General features: G+C 67.8%; 15 protein-coding genes. 3 read left to right on the top strand and 12 right to left on the bottom strand.

The genetic code is table 11. The features are described 5' to 3' along the window. The 4 genes from AC1DBL_RS06370 to AC1DBL_RS06355 all read right to left on the bottom strand — a co-directional run bounded on the left by AC1DBL_RS06370 (nt 1) and on the right by AC1DBL_RS06355 (nt 3,258). Nucleotides 1-348, bottom strand: coding sequence for an RNA polymerase-binding protein RbpA (locus AC1DBL_RS06370; RefSeq protein ID WP_026266329.1), 348 nt, complete (start codon nt 346-348; stop codon nt 1-3). 333 nt (nt 349-681) lie between these two features. Then, the gene (locus AC1DBL_RS06365) at nt 682-1,653 is read right to left on the bottom strand and encodes an SPFH domain-containing protein (protein WP_441417782.1); all 972 of its coding nucleotides are present in this window, start codon (nt 1,651-1,653) and stop codon (nt 682-684) included. A gap of 124 nt (nt 1,654-1,777) precedes the next feature. Then, nucleotides 1,778-2,263 carry an NfeD family protein gene (locus AC1DBL_RS06360; protein WP_441417883.1) on the bottom strand — a complete coding sequence of 162 codons (486 nt, stop codon included), beginning with the start codon at nt 2,261-2,263 and terminating at the stop codon, nt 1,778-1,780. 125 nt (nt 2,264-2,388) lie between these two features. Further along, nucleotides 2,389-3,258, bottom strand: coding sequence for a methyltransferase domain-containing protein (locus AC1DBL_RS06355; protein ID WP_476925702.1), 870 nt, complete (start codon nt 3,256-3,258; stop codon nt 2,389-2,391). A gap of 110 nt (nt 3,259-3,368) precedes the next feature. Between AC1DBL_RS06355 and AC1DBL_RS06350 the strand changes: the two genes are divergently transcribed. Continuing rightward, on the top strand, nt 3,369-5,450 hold the full coding sequence (locus AC1DBL_RS06350) for a S9 family peptidase (protein WP_476925701.1): 2,082 nt from the start codon (nt 3,369-3,371) through the stop codon (nt 5,448-5,450). Here AC1DBL_RS06350 and AC1DBL_RS06345 read toward each other — a convergent pair. Together AC1DBL_RS06345 and AC1DBL_RS06340 are read right to left on the bottom strand one after the other, a co-directional pair. Then, nucleotides 5,447-6,142 (bottom strand): peptide deformylase, encoded by a 696-nt coding sequence (locus tag AC1DBL_RS06345; protein WP_441417779.1) that lies wholly within the window; start codon nt 6,140-6,142, stop codon nt 5,447-5,449. The genes AC1DBL_RS06350 and AC1DBL_RS06345 overlap by 4 nt on opposite strands. A 9-nt stretch (nt 6,143-6,151) precedes the next feature. After that, nucleotides 6,152-7,099 carry a hypothetical protein gene (locus AC1DBL_RS06340; protein WP_476925700.1) on the bottom strand — a complete coding sequence of 316 codons (948 nt, stop codon included), beginning with the start codon at nt 7,097-7,099 and terminating at the stop codon, nt 6,152-6,154. Nucleotides 7,100-7,165: 66 nt separating this feature from the next. Here AC1DBL_RS06340 and AC1DBL_RS06335 point away from each other — a divergent pair, with 66 nt between their 5' ends. Next, on the top strand, nt 7,166-7,567 hold the full coding sequence (locus AC1DBL_RS06335; RefSeq protein ID WP_441417777.1) for a nuclear transport factor 2 family protein: 402 nt from the start codon (nt 7,166-7,168) through the stop codon (nt 7,565-7,567). A gap of 15 nt (nt 7,568-7,582) precedes the next feature. On the opposite strand, the gene AC1DBL_RS06330 is transcribed toward AC1DBL_RS06335, so the two are convergent. Genes AC1DBL_RS06330 through AC1DBL_RS06320 form a run of 3 tightly spaced genes read right to left on the bottom strand, consistent with a single transcriptional unit; the run spans nt 7,583 to nt 10,718 of the window. Then, nucleotides 7,583-8,734 carry an FAD-dependent oxidoreductase gene (locus AC1DBL_RS06330; RefSeq protein WP_476925699.1) on the bottom strand — a complete coding sequence of 384 codons (1,152 nt, stop codon included), beginning with the start codon at nt 8,732-8,734 and terminating at the stop codon, nt 7,583-7,585. Then, entirely contained in the window at nt 8,731-9,447 is a 717-nt protein-coding gene (locus AC1DBL_RS06325) for a class I SAM-dependent methyltransferase (RefSeq protein WP_476925698.1), read from the bottom strand. The genes AC1DBL_RS06330 and AC1DBL_RS06325 overlap by 4 nt, the downstream gene beginning before the upstream one ends. 11 nt (nt 9,448-9,458) lie before the next feature. Next, nucleotides 9,459-10,718: a type III polyketide synthase gene (locus AC1DBL_RS06320; RefSeq protein ID WP_476925697.1), complete on the bottom strand. Its 1,260-nt coding sequence runs from the start codon at nt 10,716-10,718 to the stop codon at nt 9,459-9,461. 160 nt (nt 10,719-10,878) lie between these two features. Between AC1DBL_RS06320 and AC1DBL_RS06315 the strand changes: the two genes are divergently transcribed. Next, on the top strand, nt 10,879-13,287 hold the full coding sequence (locus AC1DBL_RS06315) for an ATP-binding cassette domain-containing protein (RefSeq protein WP_476925696.1): 2,409 nt from the start codon (nt 10,879-10,881) through the stop codon (nt 13,285-13,287). Between the two features lie 768 nt (nt 13,288-14,055). Here the strand turns inward: AC1DBL_RS06315 and AC1DBL_RS06310 are convergent. The 3 genes from AC1DBL_RS06310 to AC1DBL_RS06300 form a co-directional block, all read right to left on the bottom strand. Further along, nucleotides 14,056-14,469 (bottom strand): hypothetical protein, encoded by a 414-nt coding sequence (locus AC1DBL_RS06310; RefSeq protein ID WP_476925695.1) that lies wholly within the window; start codon nt 14,467-14,469, stop codon nt 14,056-14,058. 581 nt (nt 14,470-15,050) lie between these two features. After that, the gene (locus AC1DBL_RS06305; protein WP_476925725.1) at nt 15,051-15,983 is read right to left on the bottom strand and encodes a methyltransferase family protein; all 933 of its coding nucleotides are present in this window, start codon (nt 15,981-15,983) and stop codon (nt 15,051-15,053) included. 190 nt (nt 15,984-16,173) lie between these two features. Beyond that, nucleotides 16,174-16,836 (bottom strand): hypothetical protein, encoded by a 663-nt coding sequence (locus AC1DBL_RS06300; protein ID WP_476916744.1) that lies wholly within the window; start codon nt 16,834-16,836, stop codon nt 16,174-16,176. Between the last annotated feature and the right edge of the window lie 53 nt (nt 16,837-16,889).

The following is a 16,889-nucleotide window of genomic DNA, read 5'->3' as shown; positions in this document are numbered from 1 at the left end:
CTAGGCCGAGCGGCGTTCGCCGCGGCGTTCGCGCAGGATGGTGAGCCGGTCTTCCAGGATCTGCTCCAGCTCGGGCAGGGAGCGGCGTTCCAGCAGCATGTCCCAGTGCGTGCGGACGGCCTTCTCGTTGCTGTTCACGGGGCGTTCGCCGTCGACCAGCAGGGCCTCCTTGCCGGTCTTCGAAACCCAAACCGGGGGGATCTCCGCTTCGGAGGAGAAGGTCACGAACACCTGCTCGCCGTCCTCGCAGCGGTACTCGACCCGCTGGCGCGGAGCCGGTTCGACGCCGGATTCGGTCTCCATGCTCTGTGCGCCAAGGCGCATACCCCGCAGGCTGCGATCGCTCATCTTTTCTCCCTTATGATCGGTTCGCAGGGCCGGGCCCTGCGCTAGCCGGGGGCCACTGGGACCTCGCCGGACTACTTGTTGCGTGGCGTTCCCCACTGCAGGAATCGTCAGTAGATATAACGCCGCGCGAAGCGTAATTGTTCCGGCAAGCTGAACCGTCCGGACAAATACTCAAGTATACGCGGGAGCGGCACCTCAGGTAAAGCCGCTCCCGCGTCGGGGTGAAGCGATCGAGAGCAGCTGCGGGAAAAGTGGCAGGGACAAGCGGCAGGAAAAAGGGAGACACCCGCCCGAGCGGGTGCCTCCCCTGTAACTACGGTTGTAGCGTCCCGACTAGGCCTCCGGCGCGGAACCCGCGGCCGTCGTCGGCTCCGTCGACGTTGCGGCAGAGGCAGCAGCGGTCCCGAACGGCCCGTCCGAGCGCGGGTCGGGGTTGGTGCCGCCAAGGGCGCTGCCGATCCCCTTGAGCGCCTCGCCCACCTCGCTGGGGATGATCCACAGCTTGTTGGAACTTCCCTCGGCGAGCTTCGGCAGCGTCTGCAGGTACTGGTAGGCCAGGAGCTTCTGGTCCGGGTTGCCCTTGTGGATGGCGTCGAAGACCTTCTGGATGGCCTGCGCCTCGCCGTCGGCCCGCAGAATGGCTGCCTGGGCATCGCCTTCCGCCTTCAGGATCGAGGACTGGCGCTGGCCCTCGGCGGTAAGAATGGCGGACTGCTTGGTGCCTTCGGCCGTCAGGATGGCGGCACGGCGGTCCCGCTCGGCGCGCATCTGCTTCTCCATCGAGTCCTGGATGGAGTGGGGCGGATCAATCGCCTTGAGCTCCACCCGGGAGACCCGGATGCCCCAGCGTCCGGTCGCTTCGTCCAGGACGCCGCGCAACTGGCCGTTGATCTGGTCGCGCGAGGTCAGCGCCTCTTCAAGGTTCAGCCCGCCGACCACGTTGCGCAGTGTGGTGGTGGTGAGCTGCTCGACGGCCTGGATGTAGTTGGCAATCTCGTAGGTAGCGGCCCGCGCGTCGGTCACCTGGAAGTAGACGACGGTGTCGATGGACACCACGAGGTTGTCCTCGGTGATCACCGGCTGCGGCGGGAAGGACACCACCTGTTCGCGCAGGTCGAGGAGGGGCAGGAGCCGGTCAACGAAGGGAATCAGGATGGTGAGGCCCGGGTTCAACGTCCGCTGGTACTTGCCCAGGCGTTCCACGACGCCGGCGCGCGCTTGCGGGACAATCCGCACCGAGCGCACCAGCACGATTATTACGAACGCAACGAGTACCAGCAGCACTATTGCGACTGCGATATCCATACATCACCTTTTCCCCAGTTATGTGGTTTTGCTGTGCGCGGCAGTCCGGCTGCCGCTGATCCTGCGGCCGGTGGCGGCAACAGGAAGATTGTGCCCCGAGAGGCGGCTCAGAACGGTCGCAGCCTTACAGCGCCTCCGGTTCCGGCGACGGGTTCGGTTGCGGCTCAGGCTGCGGGTCGACGACGGCGGTGGCACCGTCAATGGACCTGACGACGGCGTGCTGCCCGGGAGTCAGCACGCCGGACTCCGAGCGGGCGCTCCAGATGTCGCCGCCGATCTTGACCAGGCCGCCGTTGGCGCTCACGGGTTCCATGACGAGCGCGGATTCGCCGATCAGGCGTTCGACGTTGCTCCGCTGGTCGGCCGGGCTGCTGCGAAGGTGCTTGAGCGCCACCGGCCGCACGAATCCGATCATGAGCAGCGAGACGACGCTGAAGACAACGATCTGGAGCCAGAAGTCCGCGCCGGCGAAGGCGGCGACCAGCCCGGCCAGGGCACCGCCGCCGAGCATGATGAAGAACAGATCGAGGGTGAGCATCTCCACCACGGCAAACACCAGGAAGACCGTGAGCCACAACGCCCACCAGTTTTCGGCCAGCCAGTCGAACATCATTCCCCCTTAGCCACGCAGCCGGGCCTGCAGGCACAGGCCCTCCCTAACGTGGTTCCATCCTAAGCCGGACGGCAAGGACGCGGGCAGGGTGCCAGGATCAGCCCGGGAACGTGGCCAAGTCGTTATCGTTCAGCGGCCTGTTGCGGAGACTGCAACGGTTCGAAAACGCCGATCCGGAAGCGGGCGGACACTGCTGTGCGGGCAGGCAGTCCTGCCACCCTGGCGGCCAGGGAGGCAGGGTCCAGGTGGTGCCCGGCGGGCCCCATCAGGGCGAGGTTGGCGACGTCGGCGGGCGCCAGGCGCAGGTCCAGGTCCAGGTCCCGCCCTTCGTGCGCGTGGAAGTGCCCGGCGAGTGTCGCCGCGAGGCGTTCCTCCTTGGCCGGCTCGATTCCCAGCATGCCGGTCTGTCCGGCGATCTCGGCCAGGTGCCCGGGCCGGGGAGTCACCACGATCAGTCGGCCGCCGGGCCGGAGCACCCGGGCAAACTCAGCCGCGTTGCGCGGCGCGAAGACCACGGTGACGACGTCGACGGCGTCGTCCGCCACAGGGAGCGGCTGCCACACGTCGCCGACGAGGTTGACCGCCTCCGGGTTCAGCCGGGCCGCCCGGCGAAGCGCGAATTTTGAGATGTCGATGCCGATGGCCGCAGCCGCCACACGGTCCAGCAGGGCGCGAAGGTAGTGCCCGGTGCCGGTCCCGGAGTCCAGCACCGCGGACCCGGCTTCGGCGAGGAACGGGGCGGCAAGTCCGGCGACCGCCTCGGCCAGGGGACGGTAGTGGCCGGCGGACAGGAAGTCGAAGCGGGCCGCGACCATCGCCGCGGAGTCCGCTTCGAAGACGGTGCCCTTGCCGGTCAGGAAGTTGAAGTATCCCTGCTTGGCGGCGTCGAAGCTGTGCCCGGCGGCGCAGGTCAGGGAGCGCCCACCGCTGCCTGCCGTGAACGGCCTCCGGCACACGGGGCACACGAGGGCGGCGAGGGAAGCGGCGGGCATAAAGTCAATCGTAGGGCCGGCACGCTCCGGCGGCCGCCCTGAACTCCCGGCGGCGCCGCGCGGATGTGAGGTATTTCACCTCACGGACGCCAGCGGTTAGGCTCGCACTCGTGAAATCCGAACATCTTCCCCTGCTCAAGTCCGTTTCGGCTCCCGCGGTGCACCCTGACGGCTCCCGTGCCGTCGTGGCCGTGGTCCGCCCCGATTTCGACGCCGACGCCTACGTGGGCCAGTTGTGGAACGTGCCGGTGGATCCGGCACTGCGACCGCGCCGGCTGACCCGCGGCTTCCGTGACACGGCACCGGATTTTTCCCCGGACGGGCAGGTGCTGGGGTTCCTCCGCGCCGAAGCCGGCGGCAAACCGCAGCTGCACGTGGTCGAGGCCTCGGGCGGCGAGCCCGTGGTGCTGACGGATGCGCCGCTGGGCGTCAGCGCCTTCACCTGGTCCCCGGATTCGCGCAGCATCGTTTTCAGCGCCAGGACGCCCGAGGACGGCCGCTACGGCACGGTCGACGGTGTCTCGGCCGGCGGCGAGGATGCCCGGCTGATCACGGACTACCAGTACCGGATGAATGGCGTCGGCTACACGGCGGATAAACCCCTGCAGCTCTTCGTCATCCCGGTCCCGGACCTGGACGAGGAACCGAGGGTGGCCCCGGCCGGCCGGGCACTCAAGGCCGCCAAGGCCGCAGAAGAAGGCACGGCTGCCGCGGGCCTGCCGGAGGCGCGTCAGCTCACCACAGCCGCGACGGACCACAACAGTGCCACCTTCAGCACCGACGGCGAAGCCGTGTACTTCACCGCCGCCCTGCACGATGGCAGCGACGAGGACCTGGTGAGCGGCATTTACCGGATTCCGGCTGATCCCCAAGCCGGGGGAGAGGGCCCCGAGTCCGTGCCCCTGGGCGACACCGGACGGCTGTCCGTCACCGCCGTCCGGCAAAGCCGGGACGGCCGGTGGCTGTACTTCTCGGCGCAGGACCTCGGCGCCGAGGGCAAGGACTTCGTGGCCCGCAACACGGCGCTCTACGTCCTGCCGGCCGGCGGCGGGGACGCTGTCCTGCTCAGCGATCCGGAGACCACGGATCTGAGCGGCGGCGGGATTGAGCTGCGCGGCGCAGACGGTGCCCTGGTCCTGAATAACGCACGGGGCACCGTACAACTATTGGAGTTCCGCCCCACCGGGCAACGCGGCGTTCTGCTCGATGGCGAGCGAGTGGTTAGCGGCGCGGCCGACGGCGGGGGAACACTGGTCCTGAGCTTCGCCGATGCGGAAACTGCCGGAGACGTGGCGGTCCTCGAGGGAAGCGGCCGGCTCCGCGTCGTGAGCGACTTCTCGGCGCCGCTGCGTGACGAAGCCGGGATCATCGCCCCGCAGGAACTCACCTTCGCGTCAGGGGACGGCTACCCGGTGCACGGCTGGCTGGTCCGGCCGGCGGGCGACGGTCCGCACCCGGTGCTGCTCAACATCCACGGCGGCCCGTTCGCGCAGTTCACCGGGGCGCTGTTCGATGAGGCCCAGGTCTACGCGGCGGCCGGGTATGCCGTCCTGATGTGCAATCCGCGCGGCTCGGCCGGCTACGGCCAGGCCCACGGACGCTCGATCAAGGAGCGCATGGGCACCGTCGACATGCAGGACGTCCTGGCCTTCCTGGACGGGGCGCTGCAGAAGTTCGAGGAACTCGACGGCGCGGCCCTCGGCATCATGGGCGGATCCTACGGCGGCTACCTGACGGCCTGGACCATCAGCCACGACCACCGCTTCAAGGCCTCCATTGTGGAGCGCGGCTTCCTCGATCCCGTGAGCTTCACCGGATCCTCGGACATCGGCTGGTTCTTCGGCGGCGAGTACACCGGCCGCACCGCGGAGCAGATGGCGGCGCAAAGCCCGATGGCCCGGGTGGAGCAGGTGCGCACTCCCACCCTGGTCATCCACAGCGAGGAGGACCTGCGCTGCCCGGTGGAACAGGGCCAGCGCTACTTCACTGCCCTCAAGCAGCAGGGCGTGGAGGCTGCCTTCCTGGTCTTCCCGGGCGAGAACCACGAGCTGTCCCGGTCCGGAACGCCGCACCACCGCCGGCAGCGCTTCGAGCAGATCCTGCAGTGGTGGTCACGGCACCTTCCGACGGCGGCCAATCCGGCGCCGGCGCGCGGCGCAGCGAACAACGCGGCAGGAAGCTCGGGAAGCTAACCGGCCGGCTCGTCCGGCAGGAACCCCAGTTCCTGCCGGGCGTGTTCGATGTCCGGCTGGGCCCAGCGGGCGGCGTATTCGGCGTTGCTGCTCAGGGAGCGCAGCTCGGCCCGGTCCAGGTAGATGATCCCGTGCAGGTGGTCGGTCTCGTGCTGGACAATGCGGGCCTGCCACCCGGTGAAGTCCCGCTGTTGCGCTGTGCCGTCCACCGCGGTGAAGTCCAACCGCACCGATTCAGGCCGCAGCACTGCCGCCTGCAGGCCGTTGAGGGACAGGCAGCCCTCGTAGAAGGCCTTCTTGGCCGAGCCCAGCGGCACGTAGCTCGGGTTGAGCATGGCAAAGAACGGCAGGGGCTCCCGCCCCCGGGCCGCGGCTACCTCCGGGTCGACGTCGAACCGGTCCTCCAGGACGGCTATCTGCAGGGGGATTCCCAGCTGCGGTGCGGCGAGCCCGACGCCCGGTGCTTTATGCATGACCCTGCGCATCAGATCGATCAGCCGGCTGAGTTCGGCGTCGTCCAGCTGGCCGGTGAAGGGCACCGCCTGCTGCCGGAGCACCGGGTGGCCCACCTGGACGATGGGCGGAAGCACGCCTGCGTTCAGGATCTCCTCAACAGTCTCCTGGATGCTCTCGGTGCTGATCTCGGCGGTGGGGGCGATGGTGTTTGCGTCGTTCGTCGTGTCTGAAGACATGGGAACAGACTACTGGCGACCGCACGCTGAGGTGACGAAATCGTAAATGCGTCCCCGCAGTTGTGACCCGGCGTCGATCTTCAGGGTTCCCCGACGGCCGCCGACGGTGACCTGCACCGGAATCAGCGTCCCCACCTTGTCCTCCGCCACGGCGTGCGGGTCGCACCGGGCCGGGCGGATGCCGAGCCGCACTTCGTGCACCGGCCCGGCCGCATCCACCCGGAGGCCGCTGGGCCAGGGCGCACTCGTGTCTTCTTCCAGCAAGGTGGTCCCGCCGATGCTGTCGATCGTAAGGGTCCCGCCGCCACCGGCTGCCGCCGGGTTTCGCGGGGTGATGACCAGGTGCAGGACGGCAGCTCGGGCATCTGCGGACACCTCGAGGCTGGGGCTGAGCCGGAAGCCGGCCACCGCGGCGGCGGCCTGGGCAACGCACATTTCGGCGTTGTTCCGAGGCAGGACTCCGAAAGGATCGGCCGCTGTTGCGGTGAGCGTCTTTTCCGGTATTCCGGCGGCGGCCGCCACCCGGACCTCGACGACTGCGCCCGGCTCTGCAGGTTTTGAACCGGACGGCGCGGCCTGGCTGGATCGCGGCGCAGGATCGGGGCAGGCGGCGGCCGGCAACCGGGCCGGCAGGCTCTTTGTCTGGCCGGGCGGCAGCTCCGTCCCCGCTGCCGCCGAGGTCCAGTGGATTCCGTCAGCAAAAAGCGGACTCCGCAGACCGGCTGCGAGCACGGTGACCGCCTCGCCGGTGGTGTTGGTCAGCTGGATCTCTACGATCCGCTTGCTGTAGTTGTCGCGGAACTGGCTGATCTCCGCGGTCAGCGGTCCGCTTCCGGAAGCCGCCGGCGTCGCTCCGCTTCCGGTTGCTGCCGGGCCCGTGCCCGGACTGCACGATGCCGCCGCCAGGACGACCAGCACTGCGGCGGACCACCGGAGCGTCGGGGGAAGGCTACCCATGCGGTCAGTCTAGGCCGCGGCACCGCGGCCGGCACGCCTGGGGCGCAGTTCGGCTAGTCTCGGTCCATGACACCGATACCCCTGGACTGCGTGCTCGGCCTGCTCCGGGCCATCGAAGCCGGCGGCGGCGCGGAGGCGCTCGGCCCCTTCCTGGCCGAAGACTACGTCCTGACCGAGGCACCCCACCTGCTCGCTCCCGGGGGGTCCACCCGCAACCGGGACCAGGTCCTCGACGGTGCCGAGCACAGCGGCGAAATCGTTTCCGGGCAGCGCTTCGAAGTCCAGCGCAGCACGTGCGAGGGAGGCCGGGTGGTCCTGGAGGCCGAGTGGTCCGCGACGGTGCTGATGGATCTACCGCATTGGGACAAGGGCGACGAAATCCGGGCCCGGACCGCCTCGGTGTTCGAGGTGCGCGACGGCCGGATCATCAGCCAGCACAGCTACGACTGCTACTACACGCCGCACTGAGGGCTGCCGCCCCGGCTACTGCATGGTGAACCGGCGGGCCACGAAGCTGTTGACGGCCGGGACGGCCGCCGCGGCGGCCAAGACACTGTTGCGTGCGGTCAGCGGGCCTTCGCGGAGCGGCCGGCCCAGCGCCATGTTGATCTCCGACTGCCGCGCCGCTCTGGCGGCCTGGCGCATCCGCTGCCGTTCGAACGCCGGCAGGCCGTTGCGGTCGCCAGCCATGAGCTCCGGCACGAGGGGTGCCAGCGCCAGGGCGTCGAGCCAGCCCAGGCTCATGCCCTGACCTCCAATCGGGCTGATCTCGTGTGCCGCGTCCCCGATCAGAATGCAGCGGCCAACCACCAGTCGGCGGGCCAGCCGGGAACGCACGCCGAAGCCGCTGAGCATGCTGTTGCTGCCGGGGTCGACGCCGACGCCGGTCCGTCGCCGGACCTCCCGTGCCAGCCAAACGGCGTCGGCCGAGCTCCCCGCCGGAGCCCCGGCCGGACCGAGGCGAACCACCCAGCGGCGCAGCTTCCCCGGCAGCGGGAACGACTCGACGATCCCGCCGCTGGCCAGGAACAGCGCCGCATCCGGACCAAGTCCGGTGCCGTCGGCGAAGTCGCCCATGAGGTAGCGGTCCGGGTAGTCTCGGCGCCGCAGGGGCACGCCGAGCGCAGCCCGGGCCGCGGAGCGGACCCCGTCCGCGGCGATCACGAGGGGAGCCGCGAATCTCACCGACCGTCCGCCCAGGCAGGCCTGTACCGTGACCTGCCGGCCGTCGTCGTGCAGCCCCTCCACCCGCACGCCCCGGCGCAGCGCGTCCGGGTCGAGCTCCTGCAGCCGCCCCTCCAGCACCGCCTCGGTGCGACCCTGCGGCAGGGAGAGCACGAACGGGAACAGCTCGGACACCCGGGCGAAGGACATTTCGGCCAGCATGGTGCCGCGGTTGAGGGCAATGCCGCGCCGGATCGGGACGCCCCGCCGGATGAGCTCCTGATCCACGCCGACGTGCCGCAGGGCATCGAGTGCCGGCGGATGGATGCCAATGGCCCGCGAGTGCGGTTCCGGCCCGGTCCGCTGTTCGAGCACCGCGACCCGCAGCCCCCGCTGCAGCAGCAAGGCAGCCATGAACAGCCCCACCGGACCGCCGCCGATGATCACGACGTCCGTCGCGGCGTCGGTCATGGTCCCGCCCCGGCACTCCGCCCCCGCGCCCTGTCCAGGATCAGCAGGTTGCGGAACGGGGCGCGGGCCACCACGGTCCAGCCCGGGGGAGCCGCAGCGCGCAGTTCCGCCGAGGTGTAGCTGCGCCGGATCGACGTCAGGCCGTCCTGCCGGATGTAGGAGCCCCGGAACGGCAAGGCGCCCGCATAGAACAGCGAATAGGCGGCCGGGCTGCGGCGGAGGTCGTTGTGGATCACCGTGCGGGCACTCAATGCGGCCGATTCGGCAAGGAAGCCGGCCAGCGCGCCGGCGTCCAGGTGGTGCAGCACATGGTTGGAGACGACGACGTCGTAGCGCTCACCTTCGCCGAGCAGTTCCGCCGCTGTCTGCAGCCGGAACGTCACGCCGCCCCGGGTGCGCCGGGCGGCCGCAAACGCAGCGGCCCGTGGGTCCGGATCGATCGCAGTGATCTCCAGTCGCAGCCCGTCCCGGGCCGCCCAGCGGGACAACAGCACCGGGACGTCGCCGCCGCCGCAACCGATGTCCAGCAACGTGGTGGCCGACTCCGCGGAGAGCAGCGGCTTGATCTGCTGCCGGTAGATGCCCCTCCAGCCGGACACAGCGCGGTTCACCAGGGCGAACTGGGCGTAGGTCCGTTCCAGCCTGGCCGGATCGCAGTCGGGCCGGTCCATCTCCTCAACGGCATCCAGGGCACGCGTGCGCAGCAGCACCATGGCGCCGGTGCTCAGGCCAGGGCCGATGCCGGCCGGGGCACGCCGGGGCGCTGCAGGTCGGCCTCACCGCTGGCCGCCCGTGGTGCCGTGATCTTGGTGAAGAGCGCGGTCTCCACCGTCAGGCCCGGGCCGAATGCCATCGAGCAGATGCGTTCCCCGCCCTCGTCGTCGGCTGCCAGCGCACCGCCGGTGTCGGCGCCGTCGGTGCCGGCGGTGCCGGCGCCGGGCGCGGGAAGGTCGAGGATGTGCCGGATCACGAAGAGCACGGTGGCGCTGCTCATGTTGCCGTAGTTCCGCAGCGTCTCGCGCGCCGGGGTCAGCTGTTCGTCGCTGAGCTCCAGCCTGGACTGCACCTTGTCCAGGATGCTGCGGCCGCCGGGATGGATGGCCCAGTGCCGGATGTCGCGGTAGGGGAGTCCGAGGAGCGAGGAATCCCTGGACAGGAGCGGTTCGAGGGCGCCGATGATGTGGTCGTCGATGATGTGCGGGACGTAGGTGCCGAGGACCATTTCGAATCCTTCGTCGCCGATGTTCCACGCCATCGCTTCCTCGCCCACCGGGGTCAGGACCGTTTCGAAGTGGTCCAAAGTCAGCAGGGCCGGCTGGTCCGGGATGTCGCGGGCGCTGATGATGGCGGCCGCCGCGCCGTCGGCAAACAGTGCGGATCCCATGATCGTGTCCGGGTCGTTGGAGGTCCTTACATGGAGGGAACAAAGTTCGGCGCAGACCACCAGCACCACGGCCTCCGGGTCCGCGTCGCAAAACGATTTGGCCGCGCGCAGTGCCGGGAAGGCGGCGTAGCAGCCCATGAAGCCGAGGTGGTAGCGCTGGACCGAGGGGTTCAGCCCGAGCGCACGGACAATCTTGTAGTCGGGGCCGGGGTTGAAGAAGCCGGTGCAGGACACTGTGACGAGGTGGGTGATCTCGCGGGCTTCGATGCCCTGGCAGGCCGCCAGCGCCTTGTCCGCCGCCTCGATGAAGAGCTTGCTGGCTTCGGCCGCGAAGATGTCGTTCCTGACTTTGGTGCTGGGGCTCAGCAGCAGGCCGGTGGCGGGGTCGAAGAACTGCGGATTCTCCGACCGGCTGCCGGTGGTGAGCTCCCCGACGGCGGTGTAGCGGGTGTCGATGGCGGCGGAGTCGAAACAGGTGCTCACCAGCCGGGAGCCGAGCCGGCTGAGCCCCGGCTGGGCGGCAAACACGTCGCGGGCCTCGGACTGAATCAATACGGTGGGCGGGACAGCAGTTTCCAGGGACCTCAGGTAGACCGTCATGGTTCATTCTCAGTGAGGGCGGCGGATAAGACAATGCATGCCGGGGCGTGCGGCCAGCGCGGCGGAGGATAACCCCATCGTCTGTTCTAAGCTGTTCACATCGAGCGAGGCGACGCCGTCGGATGCGCGGGGGCGGCCAGGCCGAACAGAGGGAGACACGATGAGCATGGCGACCAACACGAACGCGGACACGGAGACGGACCCGCGGCTGGCGCCGCACGTCGCCGACACCCACGACCTCATCCGTGTGCAGGGCGCCCGGGAGAACAACCTCAAGGACATCAGCGTTGAAATTCCGAAGCGCCGGTTGACCGTGTTCACCGGTGTTTCCGGCTCGGGTAAGAGCTCGCTGGTGTTCGCCACGATCGCCGCCGAGTCGCAACGGATGATCAACGAAACTTACAGCGCCTTTGTGCAGGGCTTCATGCCCAACCTGGCGCGGCCCGACGTCGACCTGATGGAGGGGCTGACGACGGCGATTATCGTCGACCAGGAACGGATGGGCGCGAACCCGCGGTCCACCGTCGGCACCGCCACCGACGCCAACGCCATGCTCCGCATCCTCTTCAGCCGGCTCGGGACACCGCACGTGGGGCCGCCCACGGCGTTCTCCTTCAACGTCCCGACGAGGAAGGCCAGCGGGGTGATGAGCACCGAAAAAGCCGGGGGGAGGGTTGAGAAGAGTGTGGTGCACGGCGCCGTCTACCTGGGCGGCATGTGCCCGCGGTGCGAGGGGATGGGCTCGGTCTCCGACTTCGACCTCACGGCGCTCTATGACGAGACCAAGTCGCTGGCCGAGGGCGCGCTGACGATCCCCGGGTACAGCATGGACGGCTGGTACGGCCGCATCTTCAGCGGCGCCGGTTTCGACATGGACAAGCCGATCGCGAAATACACCAAGAAGGAAATGAACGACCTGCTCTACAAGGAGCCGACCAAGATCAAGGTCGAGGGCATCAACCTCACCTATGAGGGCCTGATCCCGAAGATCCAAAAATCGATGCTTTCCAAGGATGTCGAGGCGATGCAGCCGCACGTCCGGGCCTTCGTCGAGCGTGCCATTACCTTCCAGGCCTGCCCGGAGTGCAACGGCACCCGGCTCAGCAAGGAGGCACGGTCCTCGAAGATCCGGGGGAAGAACATCGCCGAATTGTGCGAGATGCAGATCAGTGACCTGGCCCTGTGGGTCCGTGAGCTCGACGAGCCCTCGGTCGAGCCGCTCCTTAAGGGCCTGCGGCACCTGCTCGATTCGTTTGCGGAAATCGGGCTGGGCTACCTTTCGCTGGATCGGCCGGCGGGGACTTTGTCCGGGGGAGAGGCCCAGCGGACCAAGATGATCCGCCACCTGGGGTCCTCGCTGACCGACATCACGTACGTCTTCGACGAGCCGACGATCGGCCTGCACCCGCATGACATCGAGCGGATGAACCAGCTACTGCTGCAGCTCCGGGACAAGGGCAACACCGTGCTCGTCGTCGAGCACAAGCCGGAGACGATCGCGATCGCCGACCACGTCGTTGACCTCGGTCCCGGGGCGGGCACCGGGGGCGGCAGTGTCTGCTTCGAAGGAAGCGTGGAGGGCCTGCGGCGCAGTGACACCATCACCGGCCACCACCTCGACGACCGGGCGACGGTCAAGGATGCGGCGCGTACTCCGTCGGGCTCGCTTGAGGTGCGCGGCGCGTCGACGAACAACCTCCGGGACGTCGACGTCGACCTCCCGCTCGGGGTGCTTTGCGTGCTCACGGGGGTCGCCGGATCCGGCAAAAGCTCGCTGATCCAGGGCTCGGTGGCCGGCCGGGACGGCGTGGTGCTGATCGACCAGAGCGCCATCAAGGGTTCACGGCGCAGCAACCCTGCGACGTACACGGGCCTGCTTGAACCGATCCGCAAGGCGTTCGCAAAGGCCAACGGCGTGAAGCCGGCGCTGTTCAGCTCCAACTCCGAAGGCGCCTGCCCCACCTGCAACGGCGCGGGCGTGATCTTCACGGAGCTTGGCGTGATGGCCACTGTCGAGTCCACCTGCGAGGACTGCGAGGGCCGCAGGTTCCTGGCATCAGTGCTGGAATACAAGCTGGCCGGCCGCAACATCGCTGAAGTCCTGGCGATGTCGATGACCGAGGCGGAGCTGTTCTTTGGCGACGGCGAGGCCCGCACGCCGGCGGCGCACAAGATCCTCGACCGGCTCGTGGACGTCGGACTCGGCTACCTCAGCCTCGGCCAGCCGCTCACCACCCTGTCCGGCGGCGAACGGCAGCGGCTCAAGCTGGCCACCCAGATGGCGGAGAAGGGGGACGTCTACGTCCTCGACGAACCGACAACGGGCCTGCACCTGGCCGACGTCGCGAACCTGCTCGGGCTGCTGGACCGGCTGGTCGATTCCGGCAAGTCGGTGATCGTCATCGAGCACCACCAGGCGGTCATGGCACACGCCGACTGGATCATCGACCTGGGCCCCGGCGCCGGACACGACGGCGGCCGGATCGTCTTCGAGGGCACGCCCGCCGAGCTGGTTGCCGCGAAGTCCACGCTGACCGGGGAACATCTGGCGGCCTACGTCGGAGAGTGAGCGCGGGCTCTGCCTGGGTCATTTATGCGCGGCATGGATACTCGATGAGATCCGGATCTTACCTATATGTGAAAATCAAACATTGCAGAGGGTTTTCGATTTCTTTATGTCGGGTTTATGCTAATGCATTAGCAATTGATAATTTATCAAATAGTCCGGGGGAGTAGCCCCCTGAAGTCACTCCAGCCTGTTTGCCGGCACGTTCTTCTGACATGGATGTCTCCGCGGCCGGCACCCTGCTTTCACCTGGCTTCCCGGCGCTCCCTGGCTTTCAACTAGTCCGGCGTCCGGCTGAGGGCTGTGGCGAACTGCCGCCCAAGCCGCGTGGTCGGACAGCGCAATTTCCGCATTATGGCGACATTGTTGTTTTGATATCCGCTAATTGCCCGGGATCTTCCTGGCACGTCAGGTGGCGACGTTGTCCGCTGAAGTGACACGAGGTCGGCTAATGAAGTGACCATGGACAAGAAATGCAAATTTGCAACCAACTAGCGCAGAGGCAGCAAAGTCGCAGCCTGTGGCACTGGCTTCGCGCATCGGCGCTGGAACGTCTCCGGCGGCTCCAAGGTCGCACCGTGCAGCAGCATCCCGGCCGCTTCCTCCCGGCGGAAATGTCCCGGCTGCTTCATCCCGGCGCAGCCGGTGCACCAGGCGACGGAGAGCAACCGCGGCCGGCACTATGGAAGCCCTCTTCCGGCCCTTAACGTAACGCCGATAATCAACATTATGTCAAGTAAACAGAAAGTTGCCAGGAGGGGCTTCGCCTGGTTACGGGGTGAGACGCCATGGGTCCCAAGGCCGCTCAGGCGGATTTCGCACGACAACCCACAGCGGCCACGCCATAACGGCCAGCACGCCGAATGCCTCCCAGCCGAAGCCGGCCCGGGAGATCACGTTGATGAGCACGCCGATTAGAAGTATCAATACCCACCAGGCTGTGTAGAAGGCGCCGCGCGCCCTCCGTCTCCACCAGGAAGAACTGCCGCTGACATCGGACGGCGCCCGTTCATCTTTGGATACGAATTGGCCCACCAGGAGGCCCACGGCCATGGAGGTCACAACGACGTCGGGAACGAGACCAAGGGCATACGCTCCAGCGGCGACCACCACGGCCACCCAGACTAGAACCCGCAGGCCGCGGCGAACGAACGGGCCGGGACTTCCCTCCCCCTGGATCGTCATGAATGAATAGTACCGACGACGGCCGAATGGCAGTTCCCACGAAGCTGACTCATTGGGAACCACCGTTGATGTTTTCGGCGCCGCGCGCAGAATCAAGCCTTCGTGAATGTGGGCAATGCCGCTAAGGGGTTCGGTTCTGCGGCCCTCTCCCCTGCCGGATAGCCGGCAGGCCAACAACCAACCCGATTACTGTGGCGGGCACCGCAATGACTCCAGCAAGATGAGGCAGCAGGCCGTCCGGTGCCGCGAGATCGGTCCAGCCAACCAGCTATGCCGTGGCGCCGACGGCGAGCGTCCCTGGCCAGCCAAGACCCCGAAACCGTGCCCAGCCCGCCGCCGCAGCGGACGCAACAGCGCCCAGGAAGATCAGCGTATGGCCGGACCTTTCGCGTTCAAAACCATCGCAATATCCGAAGAGGAAAGCGGTGAGCCAGAGTCCCCATGCTGTCAGGCCAACGGAGACCAGGACTCCAATCGCCCACATGCCAGTGTCCAAGCGGCGCCGGCGGAGGGAAATCATGGGCACAGCCTACGCCGGGTCCCAGTAGCCCTCTCCCCCGGCGCCTGGTTCGCGCCGACAGCTACGGCGTGCCCGGCTGGGTGCGTCTCGCCGTCGTCATGTGCGGGATCCAGCAGCGGACCGTGTCGCAATACTGCTGAAATTCATCACCGTACCGTTCCAGCAGGTCTGCTTCCTCCAGCGGCCTGACGGCGTAATTCCACACGAGCGAGCCGGCGACTGCGTAGGCAATAACCAGCCACGACTGCATCATCACGCCTACCGCGGCGCCCTGGACAATCCCTGCGGCCGCCATCGGATTGCGGATCCAGCGATACGGGCCCACGATGACCAGCCGGTTGGGCATCGCCGACGGCAGCGGCGTGCCGTGCCCCAACGTGGACATGACGATGGCCGACCAGATGCCAAGAGCGCTGGCAAGTAGCAGGACCATGGCGCCGACTGGATTTGCAACCGGCGGAAATGGAAGGGCCACCGCCCACCGTTCTTCGAGGAACGCGAGGGCAAAAGGAACGACGGCCAGGAAGAAGCCCCAAAATATGACGATCTGCCCGAATGTTGCGGCGACATGGCTTACTGCTGCCGGGCGGCGGGCGGCCGGGCGGAATGCGAAGGGCCCGCGGATGATCCATGCGGTCGGTATGCGCCCCAGAAGCACCGCGCAAAGCGCGATCACTGAACCAGCGAAGGCCGCACCCATGGTCACCACACCCCAGCCGGCCTCGGCCGTTATGGTGGCATATGCCGCCAGCACGAAGGCGACCAGTCCGGTCCAGCTGACACTCACCACTGCGGCGGCCCGGATACCAAAAGCGGCGAGGGCTGAAGCCACGACAAATAGGGGAATGTCGAAGACCGCGACGGCGGCGGCATCAAGATTGCCGAGGGTCCCCAGGCGGATGGCCGGGGACACCAGAACCGCAATCCACCAGGACGCACCGGCGAAAGCCTGGAAGGCGAAATACGTCCGCCCCCACCAAACGAGACGCGTCACAGAACTAACCCCAGCACTGGTCCCCTTGTCCTCATGCGGTTCGAATTCATTCAACGCCTGACCGTCGACCCGGCGCGCCGGGGTTTCGTCGAGAACGATGGTGGGAAAAGCCTACCCATGGAACGCTGCAGCGTCCGGGATGCGGACTGCCCGCCGGTCCCCCAACCGGCGGGCCGCCCCAGCGCGGGAGCTAGTGGTAGTTCAGGCTGACCAGCAGCGCTTTGAGTTGTGCATATTGTTCCGTGGCCATCCACGCCTTAGCCGCTCCCCGGTTCTTGAATGCGGGGTCGTCGAAGAGCACACGGGTGACCAAGCCGCCGTTGTCAGTCGACACAACGTTGCACCAGGAGGGCACCCCGTCGCCCTGCTTCAGCGACCGAGGATCGACCAGGCCCATGAAGTAGGCGTCGCCGGCACCGGCACCATAGGATTCAACGGAGAACCCGAAGACCGGGGCGGAACCATTCGGTGCCGCCATGCCCGCGACCTCCGCCTGATCCAACACCCGCCGCGACACCGGGCCCCCGGCACAGCCCACGGGAACGCCGTTGGCCATGAGAAGCAGATCGTTGCCGGCGCCGTCCGAAACAACAGCTTCGACACCGGGAGGCCCCGCCGGAGGAAGCGCTGTCCGCACCGTCCACGACACCGGGTAGTCGAAGGAGATATGCCCGTCAGGGAAGGTGAACGTCTTGAGGCTGCTGGGCGCGGGCTTTGCCGCCGGCGCGTGAGTCGGTGCGGCCCCGCCCGCTCTGGTGGGCGAAGCGGCAGGCGAGGTCGCAGAGTTTGCGGTCCGCGTAGTGGACAGCGGCGAAGCGGCCAGCACCGTGGAGGAAGTGGTGGCGTCTGTCACTGCCACATTCGGCGCGGCTGCGGGAGCAGCCCCTGGCTGTGGCCCACAGCCGG

Source organism: Arthrobacter sp. 10T44 (assembly GCF_056393885.1).
Note: the sequence above shows the minus strand (reverse complement) of the source record. Positions and strands in the feature narration are given on the sequence as shown.

Bases quoted from the DNA above. Each gene is read 5' to 3' on its own strand.
- AC1DBL_RS06370 (WP_026266329.1), bottom strand. From the start codon at position 348: ATGAGCGATCGCAGCCTGCGGGGTATGCGCCTTGGCGCACAGAGCATG.
- AC1DBL_RS06365 (WP_441417782.1), bottom strand. From the start codon at position 1,653: ATGGATATCGCAGTCGCAATAGTGCTGCTGGTACTCGTTGCGTTCGTA.
- AC1DBL_RS06360 (WP_441417883.1), bottom strand. From the start codon at position 2,263: ATGTTCGACTGGCTGGCCGAAAACTGGTGGGCGTTGTGGCTCACGGTC.
- AC1DBL_RS06355 (WP_476925702.1), bottom strand. From the start codon at position 3,258: ATGCCCGCCGCTTCCCTCGCCGCCCTCGTGTGCCCCGTGTGCCGGAGG.
- AC1DBL_RS06345 (WP_441417779.1), bottom strand. From the start codon at position 6,142: ATGTCTTCAGACACGACGAACGACGCAAACACCATCGCCCCCACCGCC.
- AC1DBL_RS06340 (WP_476925700.1), bottom strand. From the start codon at position 7,099: ATGGGTAGCCTTCCCCCGACGCTCCGGTGGTCCGCCGCAGTGCTGGTC.
- AC1DBL_RS06335 (WP_441417777.1), top strand. From the start codon at position 7,166: ATGACACCGATACCCCTGGACTGCGTGCTCGGCCTGCTCCGGGCCATC.
- AC1DBL_RS06330 (WP_476925699.1), bottom strand. From the start codon at position 8,734: ATGACCGACGCCGCGACGGACGTCGTGATCATCGGCGGCGGTCCGGTG.
- AC1DBL_RS06325 (WP_476925698.1), bottom strand. From the start codon at position 9,447: ATGGTGCTGCTGCGCACGCGTGCCCTGGATGCCGTTGAGGAGATGGAC.
- AC1DBL_RS06320 (WP_476925697.1), bottom strand. From the start codon at position 10,718: ATGACGGTCTACCTGAGGTCCCTGGAAACTGCTGTCCCGCCCACCGTA.
- AC1DBL_RS06315 (WP_476925696.1), top strand. From the start codon at position 10,879: ATGAGCATGGCGACCAACACGAACGCGGACACGGAGACGGACCCGCGG.
- AC1DBL_RS06310 (WP_476925695.1), bottom strand. From the start codon at position 14,469: ATGACGATCCAGGGGGAGGGAAGTCCCGGCCCGTTCGTTCGCCGCGGC.